At 38.9% G+C, this 18,167-nt stretch carries 14 protein-coding genes; 10 read left to right on the top strand and 4 right to left on the bottom strand.

Annotated elements, in window-relative coordinates:
• Positions 1 to 16: 16 nt before the first annotated feature.
• Positions 17 to 1,615 (bottom strand): UDP-N-acetylmuramoyl-L-alanyl-D-glutamate--2,6-diaminopimelate ligase, encoded by a 1,599-nt coding sequence (locus HGJ18_RS01255; protein WP_253697301.1) that lies wholly within the window; start codon positions 1,613 to 1,615, stop codon positions 17 to 19.
• Between the two features lie 142 nt (positions 1,616 to 1,757).
• On the opposite strand from HGJ18_RS01255, the gene HGJ18_RS01250 reads away from it, so the two are divergent.
• On the top strand, positions 1,758 to 2,435 hold the full coding sequence (locus tag HGJ18_RS01250; protein WP_253697298.1) for a CAP domain-containing protein: 678 nt from the start codon (positions 1,758 to 1,760) through the stop codon (positions 2,433 to 2,435).
• Between the two features lie 3 nt (positions 2,436 to 2,438).
• On the opposite strand, the gene fabZ is transcribed toward HGJ18_RS01250, so the two are convergent.
• On the bottom strand, positions 2,439 to 2,870 hold the full coding sequence (gene fabZ / locus HGJ18_RS01245; protein WP_253697296.1) for a 3-hydroxyacyl-ACP dehydratase FabZ: 432 nt from the start codon (positions 2,868 to 2,870) through the stop codon (positions 2,439 to 2,441).
• 270 nt (positions 2,871 to 3,140) lie between these two features.
• Between fabZ and HGJ18_RS01240 the strand changes: the two genes are divergently transcribed.
• The 9 genes from HGJ18_RS01240 to HGJ18_RS01200 all read left to right on the top strand — a co-directional run bounded on the left by HGJ18_RS01240 (position 3,141) and on the right by HGJ18_RS01200 (position 14,840).
• The gene (locus HGJ18_RS01240) at positions 3,141 to 3,722 is read left to right on the top strand and encodes an MptD family putative ECF transporter S component (RefSeq protein WP_253697295.1); all 582 of its coding nucleotides are present in this window, start codon (positions 3,141 to 3,143) and stop codon (positions 3,720 to 3,722) included.
• A gap of 10 nt (positions 3,723 to 3,732) precedes the next feature.
• Positions 3,733 to 4,437, top strand: a complete 705-nt coding sequence (locus HGJ18_RS01235; RefSeq protein WP_253697292.1) for an energy-coupling factor transporter transmembrane component T — start codon at positions 3,733 to 3,735, stop codon at positions 4,435 to 4,437.
• Positions 4,437 to 6,053, top strand: a complete 1,617-nt coding sequence (locus HGJ18_RS01230) for an ABC transporter ATP-binding protein (protein ID WP_253697289.1) — start codon at positions 4,437 to 4,439, stop codon at positions 6,051 to 6,053. Before HGJ18_RS01235 ends, HGJ18_RS01230 begins: the two co-directional genes overlap by 1 nt.
• 58 nt (positions 6,054 to 6,111) lie before the next feature.
• On the top strand, positions 6,112 to 7,851 hold the full coding sequence (locus HGJ18_RS01225) for an ABC transporter ATP-binding protein (protein ID WP_253697286.1): 1,740 nt from the start codon (positions 6,112 to 6,114) through the stop codon (positions 7,849 to 7,851).
• Between the two features lie 17 nt (positions 7,852 to 7,868).
• A complete protein-coding gene (locus tag HGJ18_RS01220) occupies positions 7,869 to 8,450 on the top strand; it encodes an MptD family putative ECF transporter S component (protein ID WP_253683449.1) in 582 nt (193 codons plus the stop codon).
• A 39-nt stretch (positions 8,451 to 8,489) separates the two neighbouring features.
• Positions 8,490 to 10,352 carry an ABC transporter ATP-binding protein gene (locus HGJ18_RS01215; protein WP_253697283.1) on the top strand — a complete coding sequence of 621 codons (1,863 nt, stop codon included), beginning with the start codon at positions 8,490 to 8,492 and terminating at the stop codon, positions 10,350 to 10,352.
• A gap of 150 nt (positions 10,353 to 10,502) precedes the next feature.
• Positions 10,503 to 12,239: an ABC transporter ATP-binding protein gene (locus HGJ18_RS01210; RefSeq protein WP_253697280.1), complete on the top strand. Its 1,737-nt coding sequence runs from the start codon at positions 10,503 to 10,505 to the stop codon at positions 12,237 to 12,239.
• Positions 12,240 to 12,419: 180 nt separating this feature from the next.
• Positions 12,420 to 12,914: a methyltransferase family protein gene (locus HGJ18_RS01205; RefSeq protein ID WP_253697278.1), complete on the top strand. Its 495-nt coding sequence runs from the start codon at positions 12,420 to 12,422 to the stop codon at positions 12,912 to 12,914.
• 204 nt (positions 12,915 to 13,118) lie between these two features.
• Positions 13,119 to 14,840, top strand: a complete 1,722-nt coding sequence (locus HGJ18_RS01200) for an ABC transporter ATP-binding protein (protein ID WP_253697276.1) — start codon at positions 13,119 to 13,121, stop codon at positions 14,838 to 14,840.
• Between the two features lie 70 nt (positions 14,841 to 14,910).
• On the opposite strand, the gene HGJ18_RS01195 is transcribed toward HGJ18_RS01200, so the two are convergent.
• On the bottom strand, positions 14,911 to 16,497 hold the full coding sequence (locus HGJ18_RS01195; protein WP_253697274.1) for an ABC transporter transmembrane domain-containing protein: 1,587 nt from the start codon (positions 16,495 to 16,497) through the stop codon (positions 14,911 to 14,913).
• Positions 16,481 to 18,094: an ABC transporter transmembrane domain-containing protein gene (locus HGJ18_RS01190; RefSeq protein WP_253697273.1), complete on the bottom strand. Its 1,614-nt coding sequence runs from the start codon at positions 18,092 to 18,094 to the stop codon at positions 16,481 to 16,483. The genes HGJ18_RS01195 and HGJ18_RS01190 overlap by 17 nt, the downstream gene beginning before the upstream one ends.
• Positions 18,095 to 18,167: the final 73 nt, after the last annotated feature.

Genomic DNA, 18,167 nt, shown 5'->3' with positions numbered 1-18,167 from the left:
TTATTGTATCCAATATTTACGGATTTGTACAGTCTGCGCCGATTAATAATTTTCTTGCCGTTGTTTCTTCATCGTAGGGCATGGTTCTATCTTTAAAGATGATGGAGTTTTCATGTCCCTTTCCCAAAAGGAGGACTGCATCGTTTTTACCTGCAAGACTGAAGGCTTTTTTGATTGCAGAGGGACGGTCTGGTATTATAAAGAGTTCTTCTCCGCGTTTTTTTTCGGGACAGCCTGCGGCTATCATTTCCAAAAGTTCAACGGAGTCCTCTCCGCGAGGGTCTTCGTCTGCAAGAATTACAATATCGGAATATAGGGCTGCAATCCTTCCCTGTTCGGGTCTCTTTTTTACGTCTCTTTCTCCGCCTGAACCGAAAAGACTTATAACCTTCCCTCCCGATTTTTTTATGCGTTCTTTTATTGAAGGAAAAATTGTCATAAAGGAAGAAGGCGTGTGAGCATAATCGATAAGCACTTCAAAATCCTGTCCCTCATCTATCAGCATCATTCTTCCCTTTACAGGTTTTACAAGAGGAAGTTTTTCGATTATGCACGCGATATCAAGCCCCGTAATTCTTTGTACTGCCAAGACCGAGGCGAGAATATTTTTTACATTAAAGATTCCTGCGAGTTTTAATTCGCACCCATATTCTTTTTTATCTGAAAAATCACAAAGCGTAAATTTAATTCCGCTTGAGGACTCTTCAATATCCTTTGCAAAAAGGCCTTTATATTCTTCAATCTTTTTTAGGTCTTTAAGCTCGGTACTAAAAGGGTAGACATTTTTTTGAGTTGCTTCCATAAAATAAGGGGCGGACGGGTCTTCATAATTTACTATTCCGAATATGGGGAATCCTTTTCCCGGATTTTTATCCAAAGCCCTAAAAAGATTGGCCTTATCATATCGGTACTGCTCGATGGTTCCGTGAAATTCCAAGTGCTCCTGAGTTACGTTCATAAAAACACCTGCATCAAAGATCACATCTTCAAGACGGGAAGTCCTAGGGGAAAGACCGTGCGACGAGGCTTCAACTACAGCATAGCCGCAGCCTGAATCTCTCATTTGAGCCAGACGCAGCTGAACGACATTAGATTCGGGAGTGGTCTGATGTTCCGGGTTCGGAATTACATTTCCGTCTATGGAATATTCGACGGTAGAAAAAAAACCGGCCTTTTTTCCGCAAAGGTTTAAAAGCTGAAAGATAAAAGAAACAGTGCTGCTCTTCCCTTCGGTTCCGGTAACGCCTATTAGGCCTAATGTCCTTGAGGGCTCATCATAAAGAAGGGCAGAAACCTTGGACATGGTTTTGCGTACATCATTCACCTGAACATAACAAATTTCATCACAAGAATGATTATTTAAATCTCCCTCATAGAAAACACAAACGGCTCCGTTTTCGATTGCAGAATTTATAAATTTTTTTCCGTCGGTATGAATTCCGGGAAGAGCAAAAAAGGCGTCTCCTTTTTTTAAGCCCGTCTTATCATCATAGCTGTAAGGCCGAACCTTACGCGAATCATACTCCGTAGAATTTATAAGAGATTTATCGTTTCCAAAACAATTTACAACTTCAATAGCCTTGATGCATTCCGCAATCGATTTTGTATATTCCATATTAAAAAGTATAATTGATAAAATAAAAATTATCAAGTAATATTGATGGGCATATTGATATTAAGATATAATCCATGCTACAATTATTTGTTTAATTCACTACGTTAAATCATACTTAATTCAATTCTGCGGAGGTAAGGATATGAAAAACAAGTTATTTGCACTTTGGCTCTTTGCAATCTTTATTTTGTTAAGTTCATGCGAAAGTCTTTCTTCGCCGGCATCCAAGCATGTCCCTTCAAATGATAATGCAGCACAAAGCCCTATCATAAGAGATATTCTAATTGAACTTAATAGGGTAAGACGCAATCCTAAAAAATATGCCGAAGAAGAAATTAAACCACGACTGAAATATTTTGACGGAAAACTCTATAAAGCTCCGGGACAAATTCCTATATTAACAAATGAGGGGGCATCGGCAGTAAAAGAATGTATCAATGTTCTGATGAAGACGAATCCCATGGATTTTTTAGAACTAGAAAAAGGCCTGTGTCTTGCGGCCCAGTGGCTTGCCGATGACCAGGCTAATACGGGAAAAACAGGTCATTACGGCAGCGACGGATCTTCTCCCTTTGACCGTATGAACCGTTATGGAAAGGTGCTTATAACTGCCGGAGAAAACTGTGCATACGGCCCTAAGACAGGGAGAGAAATTGTAGCTCAGCTTTTAATCGACGATGGAGTGGCAGATCGCGGACACCGCATAAATATCCTCAAAACTGAATTTAAGAAGGTAGGTATCGGTTATAACGATGAAGGCAAAGCCCCCTACGGTGCCGCAAGCGTTATGGACTTTGCAGGGGGCTATGTTTCAAAATAGGCTTTAAGCTTCCTTACCGACGAGGCACATCCATTCAGCTTCGGCGGCAAGGGTGTCTCCTACATAGGCCTTTCCCGCCTGTTTAATCATTCGGGGAGATACGCGTAAATTTGTAACTTCCATTCTAACCTTGTCGCCGGGCTTAACCTGAGAGCGGAATTTAACCTTATCGACTGTAGCCAAAAAGAATAAAGAGCCTTCTTCAAAAATCTTTTGAAAACTCAAAGCAGCTCCTCCGGCTTGCGCCATTGTTTCTACAAGGATAACCCCCGGCACAACAGGGTATTCGGGGAAGTGTCCCTTAAAAAAGAATTCGTCTTGGGTAAAGATGTGTTCACTCACACTCCCGTTTTCGTCTGCACTGATAATCTCGTCCACAAATAAAAAAGGCTTTCTGTGGGGGATTAAGCTTTCAATATCTTTTGTAACACTCATATATTTCTCCTTATCTTCCATAAAAATAATATCTTAATATGGCAATCAATATTTGTAATACCTCAATTTTACACAAAATACCAAGATTAAACAAGGACTACAAGAAAACGGCCGTACAGCTTACCGGTTATAATCGGCATACGCCCCGAAAAAAGTTACCGATAGTTGACTAAAGTTTTATTTTTTGTATAATGTTAGTCGTTGATGACAGTCCCGTCACTTTAAGCGGCGGCTGTATTTTCCGGTAATAAGAAAATAAGGAGATTGTTTATGAACAACAAATTGGCTTTAAAGGATTTAATCAATATCGGTATTTTTTCCGTTATTTATTTTGTAGGACTTTTTGTAATAGGTATGCCCCTAGGTTTTTTGGTTATAACCTATTTGGCACTCCCCTTTACCGTAAGTTTGATTTTAGGAATTGCGGTGATGTTTTTGCTTGCAAAGGTGCAAAAGCCATTCGGCCTTTTTATCTTTGCAGCAATTCCCGGATGTCTTATGACGCTTATGGGACACACACCGGTAGTTGCAATCCACAGTCTAATCGTTGCAGCCCTTGCAGAAATCGTACGAAAAGTACTCGGCTATAATACCGCAAAAGGCAGTATCGCAGGATATTCAATAATGTCCCTATGGCTTTGCGGAGCATTTTGGCAAATCTTCCTTTTAAAAGATCAATATTTTGCTCTAACCGAAAAAATGTTTGGAACTGATTATGCAAGAGAATTAACAAATCTTCCATGGTGGATTATGCCTATACTTTATATTACAACATTTTTAGGCGGACTCCTCGGCGGGCTTTTGGGTAAAAAGGTTTTAAAGAAACACTTTGAAAAAGCAGGTCTTCTGTAAAAAAAATTTAATGGAAAAACGAGCAATATTGATCCTTGATCCGCGGACAAAAATATTTTTAGTTCTGGCAATGGGAGCATCTATCACAATTCTTGTTCCCATATATGTAGAAATTTTAAGTGCCGCTCTTTTAGCCTTTTTATTTGTGATGAACAGACAAGTTAAATCGGCAATAAAATTGATGGCGGTCTTTTTATTTCTTGCAGGACTTACCTATCTGCCTCAAGATATTCCCGGCGTTACAAGTATTGTAATGCCGGTAGGTTTTATGGTCCGCAGATTTATGATGCCCATTGTTGCCGGAAACTATTTAATTTCTTCAACGCCTGTCGGTCTTTTGATGAACGCTCTTGAAAAATTAAAACTGCCGTTTTCGGTTGTGATTACCATTGCAGTTATGTTCAGATTTTTTCCGACACTTAAAGAAGAATACGGGCATATTAAAAATGCAATGAAGATGAGGGGAATCGGTCTTAATGCGGTAAATGTAATCAGTAAACCTATTTTGACACTTGAATATATGATGGTTCCCCTCCTTTCATCCGCTTCAAGAATCGGAGATGAACTTGCTGCTGCGGGACACACCAAGGGCGTAGACGCTCCGGCAAAAAAAGTACGCTATAAAACCTCCCGCTTTACGGCGGCCGATGCTTTTATTTTTCTTTACATAATAGCGGTCTTTATCGCTGCAGGAATAACGAGGATACATGCATAATGGAAACGGCAGTCAATCTTCAAAACCTCTGTTTTAATTATCAAGCTTATGAAAATACGGATAAAACAGACACAAAAAACTTATCCGCACTAAACGATATTTCCATTTCGATAAAAAAAGGAGAATGTATTTTACTTACAGGAATTTCAGGCTGCGGAAAAACAAGCGTGCTGCGTACAATAAACGGCCTGATTCCAAACTATTATGAAGGAAAACTTTTAGGTTCAATTGAAGTTCTAGGAGAATCGATAAAAGAAAAACCTATTTACGATATTTCAAAAAAAGTTTCTACGGTTTTCCAAAACCCCAAATCCCAATTTTTTAATTTGGATACCACTTCGGAAATTCTTTTCTTTCTTGAAAATATGGGAACGCCTTTTGAAAAGATGCATCAAAGGCTCAACTTTATTTCGGAATTTTTGAATATTAAACATCTGCTTGACCGGAATATTTTTAATCTCTCAGGCGGAGAAAAACAGATGATTGCTATAGCCTCTGCTCTTGCGGCCGATACGGATATTATTGTTATGGATGAGCCGACTTCCAATTTGGACTTATATTATATAGAAAAAATAGCTGAGGTTATTAGTCTTTTAAAAAAGTCGGGTAAAACTTTAATCATAAGTGAACACCGCCTGTATTTTTTAAATGAACTTATAGATCGGGCTTTTTTAATAAAAGAAGGTAAGGTTGAAAAAGAATTTTCCCAACAAGAATTTCTTGCTCTTTCGGAAGAAAATAGAAAAAAACTCTTGCTTCGTCCCATAACAATGAACAAAAATGTTTTTAACCGTTTGGAAGATTCGGATTATATACAGATGCAAACCTCGGAAACAATCTGTAAGAATAAAGAATATAAAAATACGGAAGACACAAAATCGGCTCATCTGACTGTAGAAAATTTATTCTATCGTTTTAAAAAAGAAAAAGATGATTTTCTCCGTGTACAAAATTTAAAAATGGAATTCGGCAAGGTTATCGCTCTTACCGGAAAAAACGGTCAAGGCAAAAGCACTTTTGCCCAATGTCTTACCGGCTTACTCAAAGCAAAAAAAGATTCCGTTTTATTAAACGGAAAAAAGATTAATGCCGAACGGCGGCTTGAGCTTTCGTACATGGTATTGCAGGATGTAGGCTATCAGCTTTTTACCGAAAGCGTTGAAGATGAAATAGCTCTCGGTAAAAATAAAAAGATTAAACCCGAGCAAGACACCAAAGATAAAAACAAGGAAAAAAGAGTTCCAGATGTTGAAGCTATTTTAAAGGCGATGAATTTGACGGAGCTAAAAGATAAGCATCCACTAAGTTTATCGGGAGGACAAAAACAACGAGTTTCGATAGGAGCTGCTATCAGTTCAGGTGCGCGTATCATCATCATGGATGAGCCGACCTCAGGAATGGATTACTTTCACATGAAAGAAACAGCCAAGTTAATTAATTCGATACGTTCGCATAAAACTCTTATTTTAATTATCAGTCACGACTTTGAATTTTTAAGTCTGGTTACAGACGAAATAATTTTAATGGAAAAAGGAGCTGTGATTTCTCATTCGGAATTTACAAAAGAAAAAGCCGAAGAGGTTTTTAATTATTTGAAAGATGGAGTACTTAATTAGGAGTTAATTCAATTCCTAATTATGAATTAAAAATTATGAATTAGTTATAGGGGGAATTATGTTAAAGAATTATTTTGCGCTGTCAGACAAGGGAGCGCGGGATCTAAACAAGGCAGTAGTTGTTACTACCTTCGGGAATTTGTTTTTGATTGTTCCGTTGGGACTTTCATTTTATGCACTGCAGGAACTTTTAAAGCCCATTCAAGGCGGTTCCCTTGCAGCTTTTAATCCGTGGATTTATCTAGGGATTTGTGTACTGATCATTATTGTGCTTTTTTTAATTGAAAAACTCAAGTACCGCAAAACCTATACAACCTGTTACGACGAATCGGCTAATGTGCGTATTTCCCTTGCAGAAAGTATCAGGAAGCTGCCCCTCTCGTATTTCGGAAAAAAGGACTTATCGGATTTGACGGCAACGCTTTTAAACGATGTTGCTACAATGGAACATGCACTCAGTCACACGGCATCCGAGTTGTTTGGAGCGGCAATTTCAATTATTGTATCGGCGGCAATGCTTGCTCTTTTTGATTGGCGAATGACGATTGCTCTTTTCAGCTGTTCCGTTTTCGGATTTTTGCTTGTATACTCATCACGCAAACAAGCCCGCCGTTATGCAATTAGAATTAACACAGTACTGCTCGGCGTTTACAATTCCATTCAGCAAATGCTCGACAATATCAAGGTGCTTAAATCCTCCGACAAAAAAGAAAGCTATGTACAAAAGGTAAAAGACGATATTGCACACAGCACAAAGGAAGCGGTTAAGGCCGAATTATTTGTCGGCTCGACTATGATAGGTTCCATCATAATTATCCGCTTCGGATTTCCGTTGGTTATTGCAGTCGGAGCGGTTTTATATGCACAAGGAAGTCTCCCGCTTTTTACTTACCTCGTCTTTTTACTGATTGCCGGAAGAATTTTTGAACCCCTTACCGCAGTTTTTATGCTGCTCGGCGAGTTTTTCCACGCACGCACGGCAGTCGAACGCCAAATGGAAATCATAAACTACCCCAAGCAGAAAGGAAGCGAAACTTTTAACCCCAAGGGCTACGATATTCAATATGACAATGTTTCGTTTTCATACAATGATAATGCAAGCCGCGATACGGTAAGCAATATCAGCTTTACTGCCAAACAGGGAGAAATCACTGCCCTCGTCGGACATTCAGGCTGCGGCAAGTCAACAATTACCCGTCTTGCAGCCCGCTTTTGGGATGCTGCTTCCGGCACGGTGAGTGTGGGCGGCACGGATGTTTCTACCGTAGACCCTGAAACCCTTTTGACCGCTTTTTCAATCGTCTTTCAAGATGTAGTGCTTTTTAATGACACAGTCTACAATAATATCCTTGTCGGAAATAAAGACGCTGCAAGGGAGCAGGTTCTTGCCGCTGCAAAGGCTGCAAGGTGCACCGACTTTATCGAAAAACTGCCGCAAGGTTATGACACGGTAATCGGCGAGAACGGTTATACCCTTTCAGGCGGAGAAAGACAGAGGCTTTCTATAGCCCGTGCTCTTTTAAAAGATGCACCTATAATTCTCCTCGATGAAGCGACGGCAGCCCTCGACCCCGAAAACGAAACCTTAATTCAAGAAGCATTGAGCAAGCTCGTTAAAAATAAGACAGTTATAGTCATAGCTCACCGTTTAAGAACAATCGAGAATGCCGATAAAATCGTTGTTCTCAAAGACGGAGCGATAGAAGAAATAGGTACACATGAAGAGTTGATGAAAGGAAAGTCATCGTATCCAATGATGTATAAGCTGCAAAAAGAAAGCGAAAGCTGGAGTGCTTGATTTTTAAGGAGGTTGTTATGAACAACAAATTGGTTTTAAAGGATTTGATAAATATCGCCATTTTTTCCGTTATTTATTTTGTTGGGTTGACTGTAATTGGAACTCCCCTTGGTTTTTTGGTGCTGACTTTTTTAGCGGTTCCTTTTGCCGTCAGTGTAATGTTGGGAATCTCAGTACTGTTTTTACTTGCCAAGGTGCAAAAGCCTTTTGCACTTTTTATTTTCGTCGCTATTCCTGGCTGTTTGATGACGCTAATGGGACACACTCCGGTCGTTGCAATCCATTCGCTTATAGTTGCCGCCATTGCGGAAATTGTACGTAAGGTGCTCGGTTATAATACCGCAAAGGGAAACATAGTAAGCTATGCTGTTATGTCGTTAGCATTGTGCGGAGGCTTTTGGCAAATTTTTATTTTAAAAGAGCAATATTTTGCTCTCACCGAAAAAATGATGGGAACCGCCTATGCCGCTGAATTAACGGGATTGCCTATCTGGATTATGCCGATTCTCTACGCGACCTCTTTTGCAGGCGGATTACTCGGCGGGCTTTTGGGTAAAAAGTTCTTAAAGAAACACTTTGAAAAAACAGGGTTGGTTTAAGTAATTAAGAATTAAAAATTATTTTAGAGGATGTACATAATGAATAAAAATGAAGAGAAAAAGAAGGCTAAAAAGGAAAAACAGGCGGGGGTCGTAAGCCGCATTCTATCTTATGCGGGGAAGCATAAACCCTTTATCTATGTGTCGCTTTTTTTATCGAGCTTGAGTACGGTTGCACTGCTTATTCCGTATGCAGTTGTGTTTTATGTTATGCGCGATATTATTTCAGCTTATATGTCGGGTGTGCCGATCGATATAAACCGGATGATTTTTTACGGAGCGGCGGCTCTTATTTCTGCTGCAGCAGGTTTCCTTTTGTACTTCGGTGCTCTTATATGTTCGCATATTACCGCATTCAATTTAATGGGGAATATGAATATGCGCTTGGCGGAAACATTTGCCCGCCTTCCCGTCGGCTGGCACACATCACATGCAAGCGGTTCTGTGCGAAAGGTATTTGAAAAAAATGTCCATTCGCTTGAAGGGCTTATTGCACACATGCTGCCCGATGTCGTACAAAATATAGTTAGTCCGATTGCCGTTTTGTTTTTACTTTTCTTTTTTGATTGGCGGTTCGGCCTTATTTCATTTTTGACACTTGTTATCGCCTTTGTTCTTCAAGGTGTGATGATGGCAAAGGGCAAAAAAATGGGATTTATGGAAAGCTATGAAAACTCACTTGAAAAAATGAACAGTGCCGGTACGGAATATATCCGCGGTATTTCGGTTATTAAAACTTTTAATCAATCGGTACACCGCTTTAAGGATTTTTACAGTTCGATTATAAACTACCGCGATAATGTTTTAAAGTATACCGTTGCTTGGGAAAACGGCTTTGCAGTTTTTCTTGCTCTATTAAAAGCGGGCTTTATCTTTTTGGTTCCCGCCGCATTTATCTTTGCCGGAACGGCAGGAGATGGCGAGCCTTATGCAAAGTTTTTGTACGGCTTTATTTTTTATCTTTCTCTTTCGCCTGTTTTATTTAATATGATGATAAAAATCGTGTACGGTTCAACTTTAAATCTTCAAGGAGGAGATGCTCTCAACCGCATTGAAGCTATCTTAAATGAAAAGCCTGCCCCCGAACCGGAACATTCGGTTATGCCGAAAAAATTCGATATTGAGTTTAAGGATGTTGTATTTTCTTATAAAGAAGAAGGAACACAAGAGACACAAACCGCCGAACAGTCTTTTAAAAAGGCTATAAGCGGCATATCGCTTAAACTTCCCGAACATTCGTTGACCGCCCTTGTCGGACCTTCGGGCGGCGGAAAAACCACCCTCGTCAATTTACTCGGACGCTTTTGGGAAACCGATTCCGGAGAAATTACCATCGGCGGCATAAATATCAAAGATATCAAAACAGATGACCTTATGCATCTTATCAGCTTTGTGTTTCAGGAAAATAAACTTTTTAATGAAAGCATTTTTGAAAATATCCGCTACGGTAAAAAAGATGCAACACGCGAAGAAGTCCTTGCAGTACTGCAAAAAGCAGAGTGCATGGATATTATCGAAAAGCTGCCTGACGGAATAGACACGGTATACGGTACTAAGGGAATATACCTTTCCGGAGGAGAAGCACAGAGGCTTGCGATTGCCCGCTCCCTTTTGCATGATGCTCCGATTATTGTTCTCGATGAGGCCACCAGCTTTGCCGATGCAGAAAACGAGCATAAAATCAAAAAAACATTAAGTCAATTACTTAAAGACAAAACGGTAATAATGATTGCTCATCGTCTTTCTTCAATTGTCAATGCAGATCAAATCTGCGTTATCAATGAAGGCAAAATTGAAGAGGCCGGAACTCATGCAGAGCTTTTAGCAAAGACCGGCATGTATAACAACATGTGGAACAACTTCCAATCGGGCATAAGCTGGAAACTTGCAGCGGAGGAATAATTGGTACACAACCTTTTGAAAATAGGTGGAGCAGATGCTAGGAGCAAGCAAAAAACACCCGCAGGCGTACTTTTTGTACGTCGAGGACTGTTTTTTGTGAAGCGACAACGCAGATGCCCACCTATTTTCAAAAGATATAAGGAGGTCTGAATGGACACATACAAAAGATTATTGAAATATACGCCGGAAAAAAAACACTGCGTGTATATTTCCATTATTTGCTCCGCTTTAGGCGTTGCTTGCCAAATGGGAGCATTTTGGTACTTATGGAAGTTTTTGTACGCCTTTTTGGTTACAAAAAGCGTTACGGACGGATCGTTTTATGCAACGGTGATTGTCGCTCTTATGCTCGGTTACTCGGTTGTGTATTTCGCGTCCCTATGGGCATCGCATGTCTTGGGTTTCCGTCTTGAATCGAATTTACGAAAAGAGGCAATCAAACATTTGATGAATGCATCCTTTGCTTTTTTCGATATAAACAATTCGGGAAAGATTCGCAAAATCATCGACGACAACGCGCAGGAAACGCACATGATTGTCGCTCACCTTATTCCCGACAATGTAGCCGCCCTTCTTACTCCGATTTTAATGTTCGTCATTGTTTTTATGGTAGACATAAAACTAGGTATCTTGCTTAGCATTATCGCGATAATCGGCGGTGTGCAGATGATGTTTATGATGGGCAATAAGAACTTTATGCAGAAATACATGGCAGCCTTGGAAAGGATGAACAGCGAAGCGGTGGAGTACGTACGCGGTATGCAGGTTGTAAAAATCTTTAATAGCACGGTAGAATCCTTCAAATCGTTTTACACGGCAATTATCGACTATTCCGATTTGGCATACAAGTACACGCTCAGCTGCCGAAGCCCTTATGTTATGTTTCAAGTGCTATTCAATTTGTTTGCCGCCTTCACAATTCCTGCAGCAATTTATTATATGAATAAGGGTGCGGACGGAAATCTCATCATCGCAAAAATAGTATTTTATGTATGTTTTACAGGAATTCTCTTTGCTTCTTTTATGCGTGTTATGTATGTCGGCATGTACAACTTTCAGGCAAAGAGCGTTGTAGACAAACTGGAAAATCTTTTTACCGAAATGAGTAAGGATAACATAACCCACGGAACGGAAGAAAAATTCGACAACTTCGGTATTGAATTTAAAAATGTTTCGTTCGGCTACAATGAAGAAAAGATTTTGAAAAACGTGAGTTTTAAACTTGAACCGAATAAAACCTACGCCCTTGTCGGCTCATCAGGAGGAGGAAAATCTACAATAGCAAAACTTATCTCAGGTTTTTATAGAATAAATGAAGGCGAAATTCTAATCGGCGGAAAAAATATTGCCTCGTACTCCAAAAACGCCTTAATGAAAAATATCGCCTTTGTGTTCCAAACATCTAAACTTTTTAAAACCAGTATTTTTGAAAATGTGAAAATGGGAAATAAAAACGCAAGCGACAAAGATGTCATGAACGCACTCCGCCTTGCCAGATGTGAAGACATCTTGGATAAGTTTAAAGATAGAGAACACACTTTAATCGGTTCAAAAGGAGTGCATTTATCCGGCGGAGAAATTCAACGTGTTGCAATCGCCAGAGCCATTTTAAAAAATGCCGACATCATCATCTTGGACGAAGCTTCAGCCGCTGCCGACCCCGAAAACGAATATGAAATTCAGCAGGCCTTTTCCAATCTGATGAAAAACAAAACGGTAATCATGATTGCTCACCGCTTAAGCTCGATTAAAAATGTCGATGAAATTTTGGTTGTCGAAGACGGAAACATAATCGAACGCGGCAGCGACAAAGAGCTTATGGAAAAAGGCGGAAAGTACAGCAAACTGCAGAAACTGTATTCGCAAGCAAATGAATGGCGCTTTTGAAAATATGCGGGCATCTGCGTTGTCGCTTAATAAAAAACAATCCTCGACGTACAGCAAGTACGCCTGCGGGTGTTTTTTATACGCTCCTAGCATCTGCTCCGCCTATTTTCAAAAGACTTGGCAGTGACGTAAATCGAAATTACTTAAGTTAATTACAAATTAAATTGGAGGATTGAAGTTATGAGTGAACAAAAAAATCATTTGCCGCTTATCGGTGTGGGGCCTATCTATGTTGGGCCTACCATAGCCGTTACAGTTGCAAGTATTATTCTGACTAAGCTCAAAATTATTCCGCCTACGGTAAGCGAATTTGACTTGGTATTCCGTATTGCAGGGATTCTGTTAATTGCAGCAGGTATATATCTTTGGTGTTCGGCGGTATTTATATCACGAATTGACAGCAAAATAAAAACGAATACACTAGTTACTGATGGAATATATGCCCATGTCCGCAATCCGATTTATTCTGCCTGTTTATTTATTTGTTCGGGAACACTTTTGCTAGTCTGCAATTTATATCTGCTTATTCTGCCGCCCGTATACTGGCTTTACCTGACCATATTTATAAAACTTACGGAAGAAAAATGGCTTTTAAATCTATACGGCAAAGACTTCGAAGACTATTGCAAACGAGTAAACCGCTGTATTCCGTCAATACGGGCAAGGAAAAATTAATGTGAAACGGGTAATTAAGTCAAATGATAAGATGCAAAATTCAAATGAACCTTTGCAATTAGTAAATCGGATGTTGAAGTCTGCGGCTAAATAGCACTTCAACCTAAAAATAAACCCAATCCTAGCAATAAAAGTCGGGGTTCTTAGGGGCAGAGCCCCTAAGCGGTTCTTTTGAAGATAGGAGGGGTCATAGGGGAGATCTATATGAAACGAAAATTACAAAAATTATTTGCAGTTACCGAGCAAGGTGCTCGGGATTTGGTTACGGCTTCGGTATGGTCGGTGTTTTCTAACATCGCCTATATCCTGCCGATGTTTTTGATTATGTTTTTTTTGCAGGGCTATTTTGAAGGCTCGCTTAAAACGGCTTACTTTTATACAGGCCTTATTGCTGCCATTGCGGTGGTAATGTACATTCTTTTACATGTAAATTACAACACACTATACACGGTAACTTTTAAAGAATGTAAGGAACTGCGAATCGAAATTGCTAACCGTCTAAAAAAATTGCCTCTTGCATATTTTTCCAAGCACGATATTTCAGATTTGTCGCAAGCCGTTATGGCGGATGTTGCAACTCTTGAACATGCGTTGAGTCACGCCATTCCGCAAACAATAGGACTGGTAATTTATCTTGTAATTATCGGCACAATGATGATTATAGCCCATCCTGCACTCGGACTTTGTGTCTTTGCGCCGATAGTAGTCAGTTTTATCTTGCTCATTTTATCAAAGAAGATTCAAGTACGGGAAACCACAAGAGACTTCCACAAACAAAGACAGCGTTCCGAATTTTTCCAAGAAGCGATTGAGCTTCAACAGGAAATTAAAAGCTACGGCCGCACGGATACGGTTGCAGAAAAATTAAACCGCAATGTCGATGAGGCTGAAAAACTTCACCTATCGGTTGAAGCCCATCAAGCGATTCCGCTCAATATTGCACTTGCAGCACTAAAATTTTCTGTCGGGATAACGGTCTTTTTCGGTTTAAAAATGTACTTAGCCGGAACAGCCTCTCTTCTGTACTTTATAGGCTATGTCATTGCAGCTTCACGCATTATCGACGCAGTTGCAGCTGTCGAAGCAAACCTTGCAGAGATTATGTACATCGATTCACGCGTTAAGCGTATCAATGAGCTGCGCGAAACCGAAGTACAGGAAGGCTCTCCTGCAAACTTACAAAAATACGGCATCGAATTTAAAGATGTTGAGTTTTCTTATAATGACGGGCAAAAAATTATCGACGGCATTTCTTTTACCGCCGAGCAAAATCAGGTTACAGCTCTTGTCGGTCCTTCAGGCTGCGGAAAGACAACCGTGCTCCGTTTGGCTTCTCGCCTTTACGATTACAATAAGGGGCAGATTCTTATCGACGGAAAGGATATTGCAAAAATCGACACGGACAGTCTTTTTGAAAAGATTTCGATTGTATTCCAAGATGTAGGTTTATTCAATACATCGATTATGGAAAATATCCGTGTCGGAAATAAAAATGCAAGTGATGAGGAAGTAAAGGAAGCCGCCCGCCTTGCAAACTGTACCGAGTTTATCGAAGCTCTGCCCGAAAGCTGGAATACCTTTGTAGGAGAAAACGGCAGCCGTCTTTCAGGCGGAGAACGCCAGCGGCTTTCGATAGCCCGCGCATTCTTAAAAAATGCGCCCATCATTATCTTGGACGAAATCAGCGCGTCGCTTGATGTCGAAAACGAAATGAAAATTCAGGAAAGCTTAAATAAACTTATCAAGAACAAAACAGTTATCATCATTTCGCACAGATTAAAGTCCATCGAAAATGCGGATAAAATTATCGTCATGAACGAAGGCAAAATAGAAGCTGAAGGCAAACACTCGGATCTTTTGCAAAAATCCGAATTGTACAAAAACATGATTGATAAGTCTACAGCCACGGAAAAGTGGGTTTATTAGTTTAATTAGTTAATATTTAATTCGTAATGGATAATTACAATAAGACTGTAATTATCCATTACTCCAACCATCAAGCTCCTATCTTCCAGAGGGAAGCGGCTTTTTCTTTGATCCTCTCGTTAAGCTGATGGGTTACGATAAAAACTTTTTTATCATCTAGACTTAAAATAAGGTCTTCGACTCTTTCTATATTTTGAGCATCTATATTTGCAAAGGGTTCGTCGAAAATTACGACAGGCGTATCCCTCAAGAGGGTACGCACAAAGCTTAACCGCTTTAACTCGCCGCCTGAAAATTTGTTTTCGATGTGGGTAAAGTCCATATTTAAGGCTTCTGTATTTGCGAATTTTTCCAAGCCTAATTTTTCCATTAAGCCGAATATTTTTTCTTCTGCAATATCTTCGCCTAATGTTAAATTGTTTTTTAAGGTATCATCAAAGAAAACGGCTTCTTGGGCTAAAAACGAAATAAGGTCTGACCTGTTTTTTATGGAATGAATATTTTTTCCATCCAATACTATGTTTCCGCCTTTAGGCTTTAATAGACCTAAAAGAATTTTCATCGCAGTAGATTTTCCGCTTCCGCTTTCTCCGTAAATGATATGTATTCCCTTATCGGTAAATTTTTTATTTACATTTTGAAGAACAGGCAGCTCGCTATAAGAATAACTTACATCATTAAACAATATATCGCCCGAAGAAATTTCAGCTTCAATCTTTTCTTCTTCCGTTTCCTTAACTATCAAGGTCTTATAACCTTCAAGGGTAACCTTACTCATAATAAAGCGGTTCACATACATAGAGATATAATAAACTTGAGACCTTAGCTGTACAACCAAGCCGTTAGCCATCATAAACTCCGCTATGCTTAATTCATTTTTATTAATCATATAAACGCCGTAAAAAGCAACTGCAATTATACTTAATTGAGATGCAAAAAATGAAAGACTCTGTGATGCATCATTTGCTGCTGAAACCGAAAATTGTTTTTTTGCCAGCTTTTCTACCGATTTATTTAAGAGGTTTTGAAAATGGCCTTCGCTTCCGTAATTTTTTATTACCTCAAAACCTTTTAACCAATCGGAAAATTCTCCCATGTGCTCATTTACACTTTTTATGGATTCGGATTGAGTTTTATCCAAGAGTTTTTTAAAAACTTGAGGAATAATCGAAGTAATAAAAATAAAAAAGAGTCCCGCAATAGCCAATTTTATATTAACATATAAAAATAAGGCAGAAGCAAAAACCGTTTCCATAAGAATCTGTCCCATTCCATAGAAGGATTGATAGTATATCCCTTCGAGAGAAGGAAGCTGCTGTTGATAATAAGAAATTTTCTTCCCTTCTTCAATATTATAGAATTCTTCATAGTCGGCTTTTACCCAAGAATGGAAAAGACCTTGCCGTAAAAGTTTTAAACGGTTTGTTTTAAATCTTCCGAAAAAATAGGAATAAAGACCGTGCGCTCCTCCCCTCACCAGTATTGCAACAAAATATGCAGATACAAAGATAATTATTTTTTCGATATCCTTGCTTACGGCAGCATCGGCTATTTTTCCGCTTAACCATGAAAAAGCCGTAACGGCGGCTGCCGAAAAAATTAAAAATAGAAGAGCAAAAAATATAAACGATTTTTCAAGATTAGACAGCTTCTTCATATAATCTCCTTTCGGTTGTATCAAATTTATAAATTCGATCAAACATTTTTTTTGTTTCTGCATCTGCAATGTGCGAAATAATTATTACGGTAGAATCCTTTATACCGAAAATTATTTTTTTTACCCGTTCAATATTTTCATTATCTATATTGGCAAGAGGTTCATCGAATATCATTATCGGGCGTTTATGCAAAACAGCTCTTGCAATACTTATGCGCTTTTTTTCTCCGCCTGAAAAACCGTAAGTTTCCCCTATGACGGTTTCTTTTAAATATTTATCTTGCGTGTACTTATTTAAACCTAAGGAATCAAGAACCTCTTTCACCCTTTCTTCGCTTATGTCTTTATCTAAAAACAAATTATCCACGAGATTCATTTTAAAGATATAGGCTTCTTGCTGCTGAATCGAAATTATATCGGCAATATTTTTTATTTTTTTCGGAGCAGCTCCGCCTATTGTAAGCGAACCGGAATCCGGAGCATACATTCCCAAAAGGAGCCGCATTATCGTAGACTTTCCTGAACCCGATTCTCCTAGGATCAAAATTTTTTCGTTTTGCTTAAATGTAAAATCGGTATTATTTAAAACCTTCTTTTCATTATATGAAAACGATAAGCCTACAGCATCAATGTTAAATTCGTTTAAGTTTCCTATTTCGCCTGTTTCCGTTTTAGCATCTATAAATTCAATCATTGCATCACGGACAGGACGGGAAGAAAAGAAAGTCTTTAATAAATTCGCTGTCCAATACATTGGTCTGGACAGAATTCCGATTAGGCTCATTATGGTATAAAATTCTCCGATAGAAAAAACACCTTTATAAACATAATATGCACAATAAGCCGTCATAAGCAAATTAACGATAGCCGATACAAAAAAACTTACCCCTATTTCAAGACAACTTACATTTATGGCATCCATTTGTTTTTTTCTTAAAAATTCGTTTATCTTATCGTATCTGAAAATTATATATTGTTCACAAGAAAAAACTTTTATAATATCAATTCCTTTTAACCAAGTTCTCACGGCTGAAAAATGTTTTTCGACGGCCTCCATCTTTTCCTTTGAAACCTTAGCCAAAATCTTTTTTAAAACAGTCGGAACAATAAGAGGAATCATTAATAAGAGAACGGTAACAATGGCCGCCTGTATATTTATTGTCAAAAGGGTTATTACCGTTACCGAGAATATCAAGGCATTGTCGGTCAAAGCCATCCAAACATAAAAATACTGGCTGCTTATAACATCTATCTTATCCGTATAATCGGCACTTATTTTTCCTTCAGGGATGTTGATATACTCTCCCATCGTTTTTTTAAGAAGGGCATCAAAATAAGTTTTCCGTAAATCGGCCTCGGCAGTTACCACGAGTTTCGATTTTACAAGACTGTAAAGATAAGAAAATAAAGAAGCAAAGATCATCGCTCCTAAACACAATAACATCAAGGTAAAAAGTGAATAAGCGGTTTTCCCTAAGGCCGTATCAAGAAGCTGCCCCTTCCATAGTTGAAGCTTCATCGTAAAAAACAAATCGATTCCGCTTAAAACAAAAAAAAGCACAAAATATACTTTTCGTTTTATGATAAACCTAAACAATTAAGGCCTCCTTTAGTAAGAATAAGCTAACATTTAGAATTATAACAGCTTACCTGACTATTGTCAAGAATTG

Source organism: Treponema denticola, assembly GCF_024181405.1.
Taxonomy (GTDB): domain Bacteria; phylum Spirochaetota; class Spirochaetia; order Treponematales; family Treponemataceae; genus Treponema_B; species Treponema_B denticola_D.
This window is presented reverse-complemented; position numbering and strand designations above follow the sequence as displayed.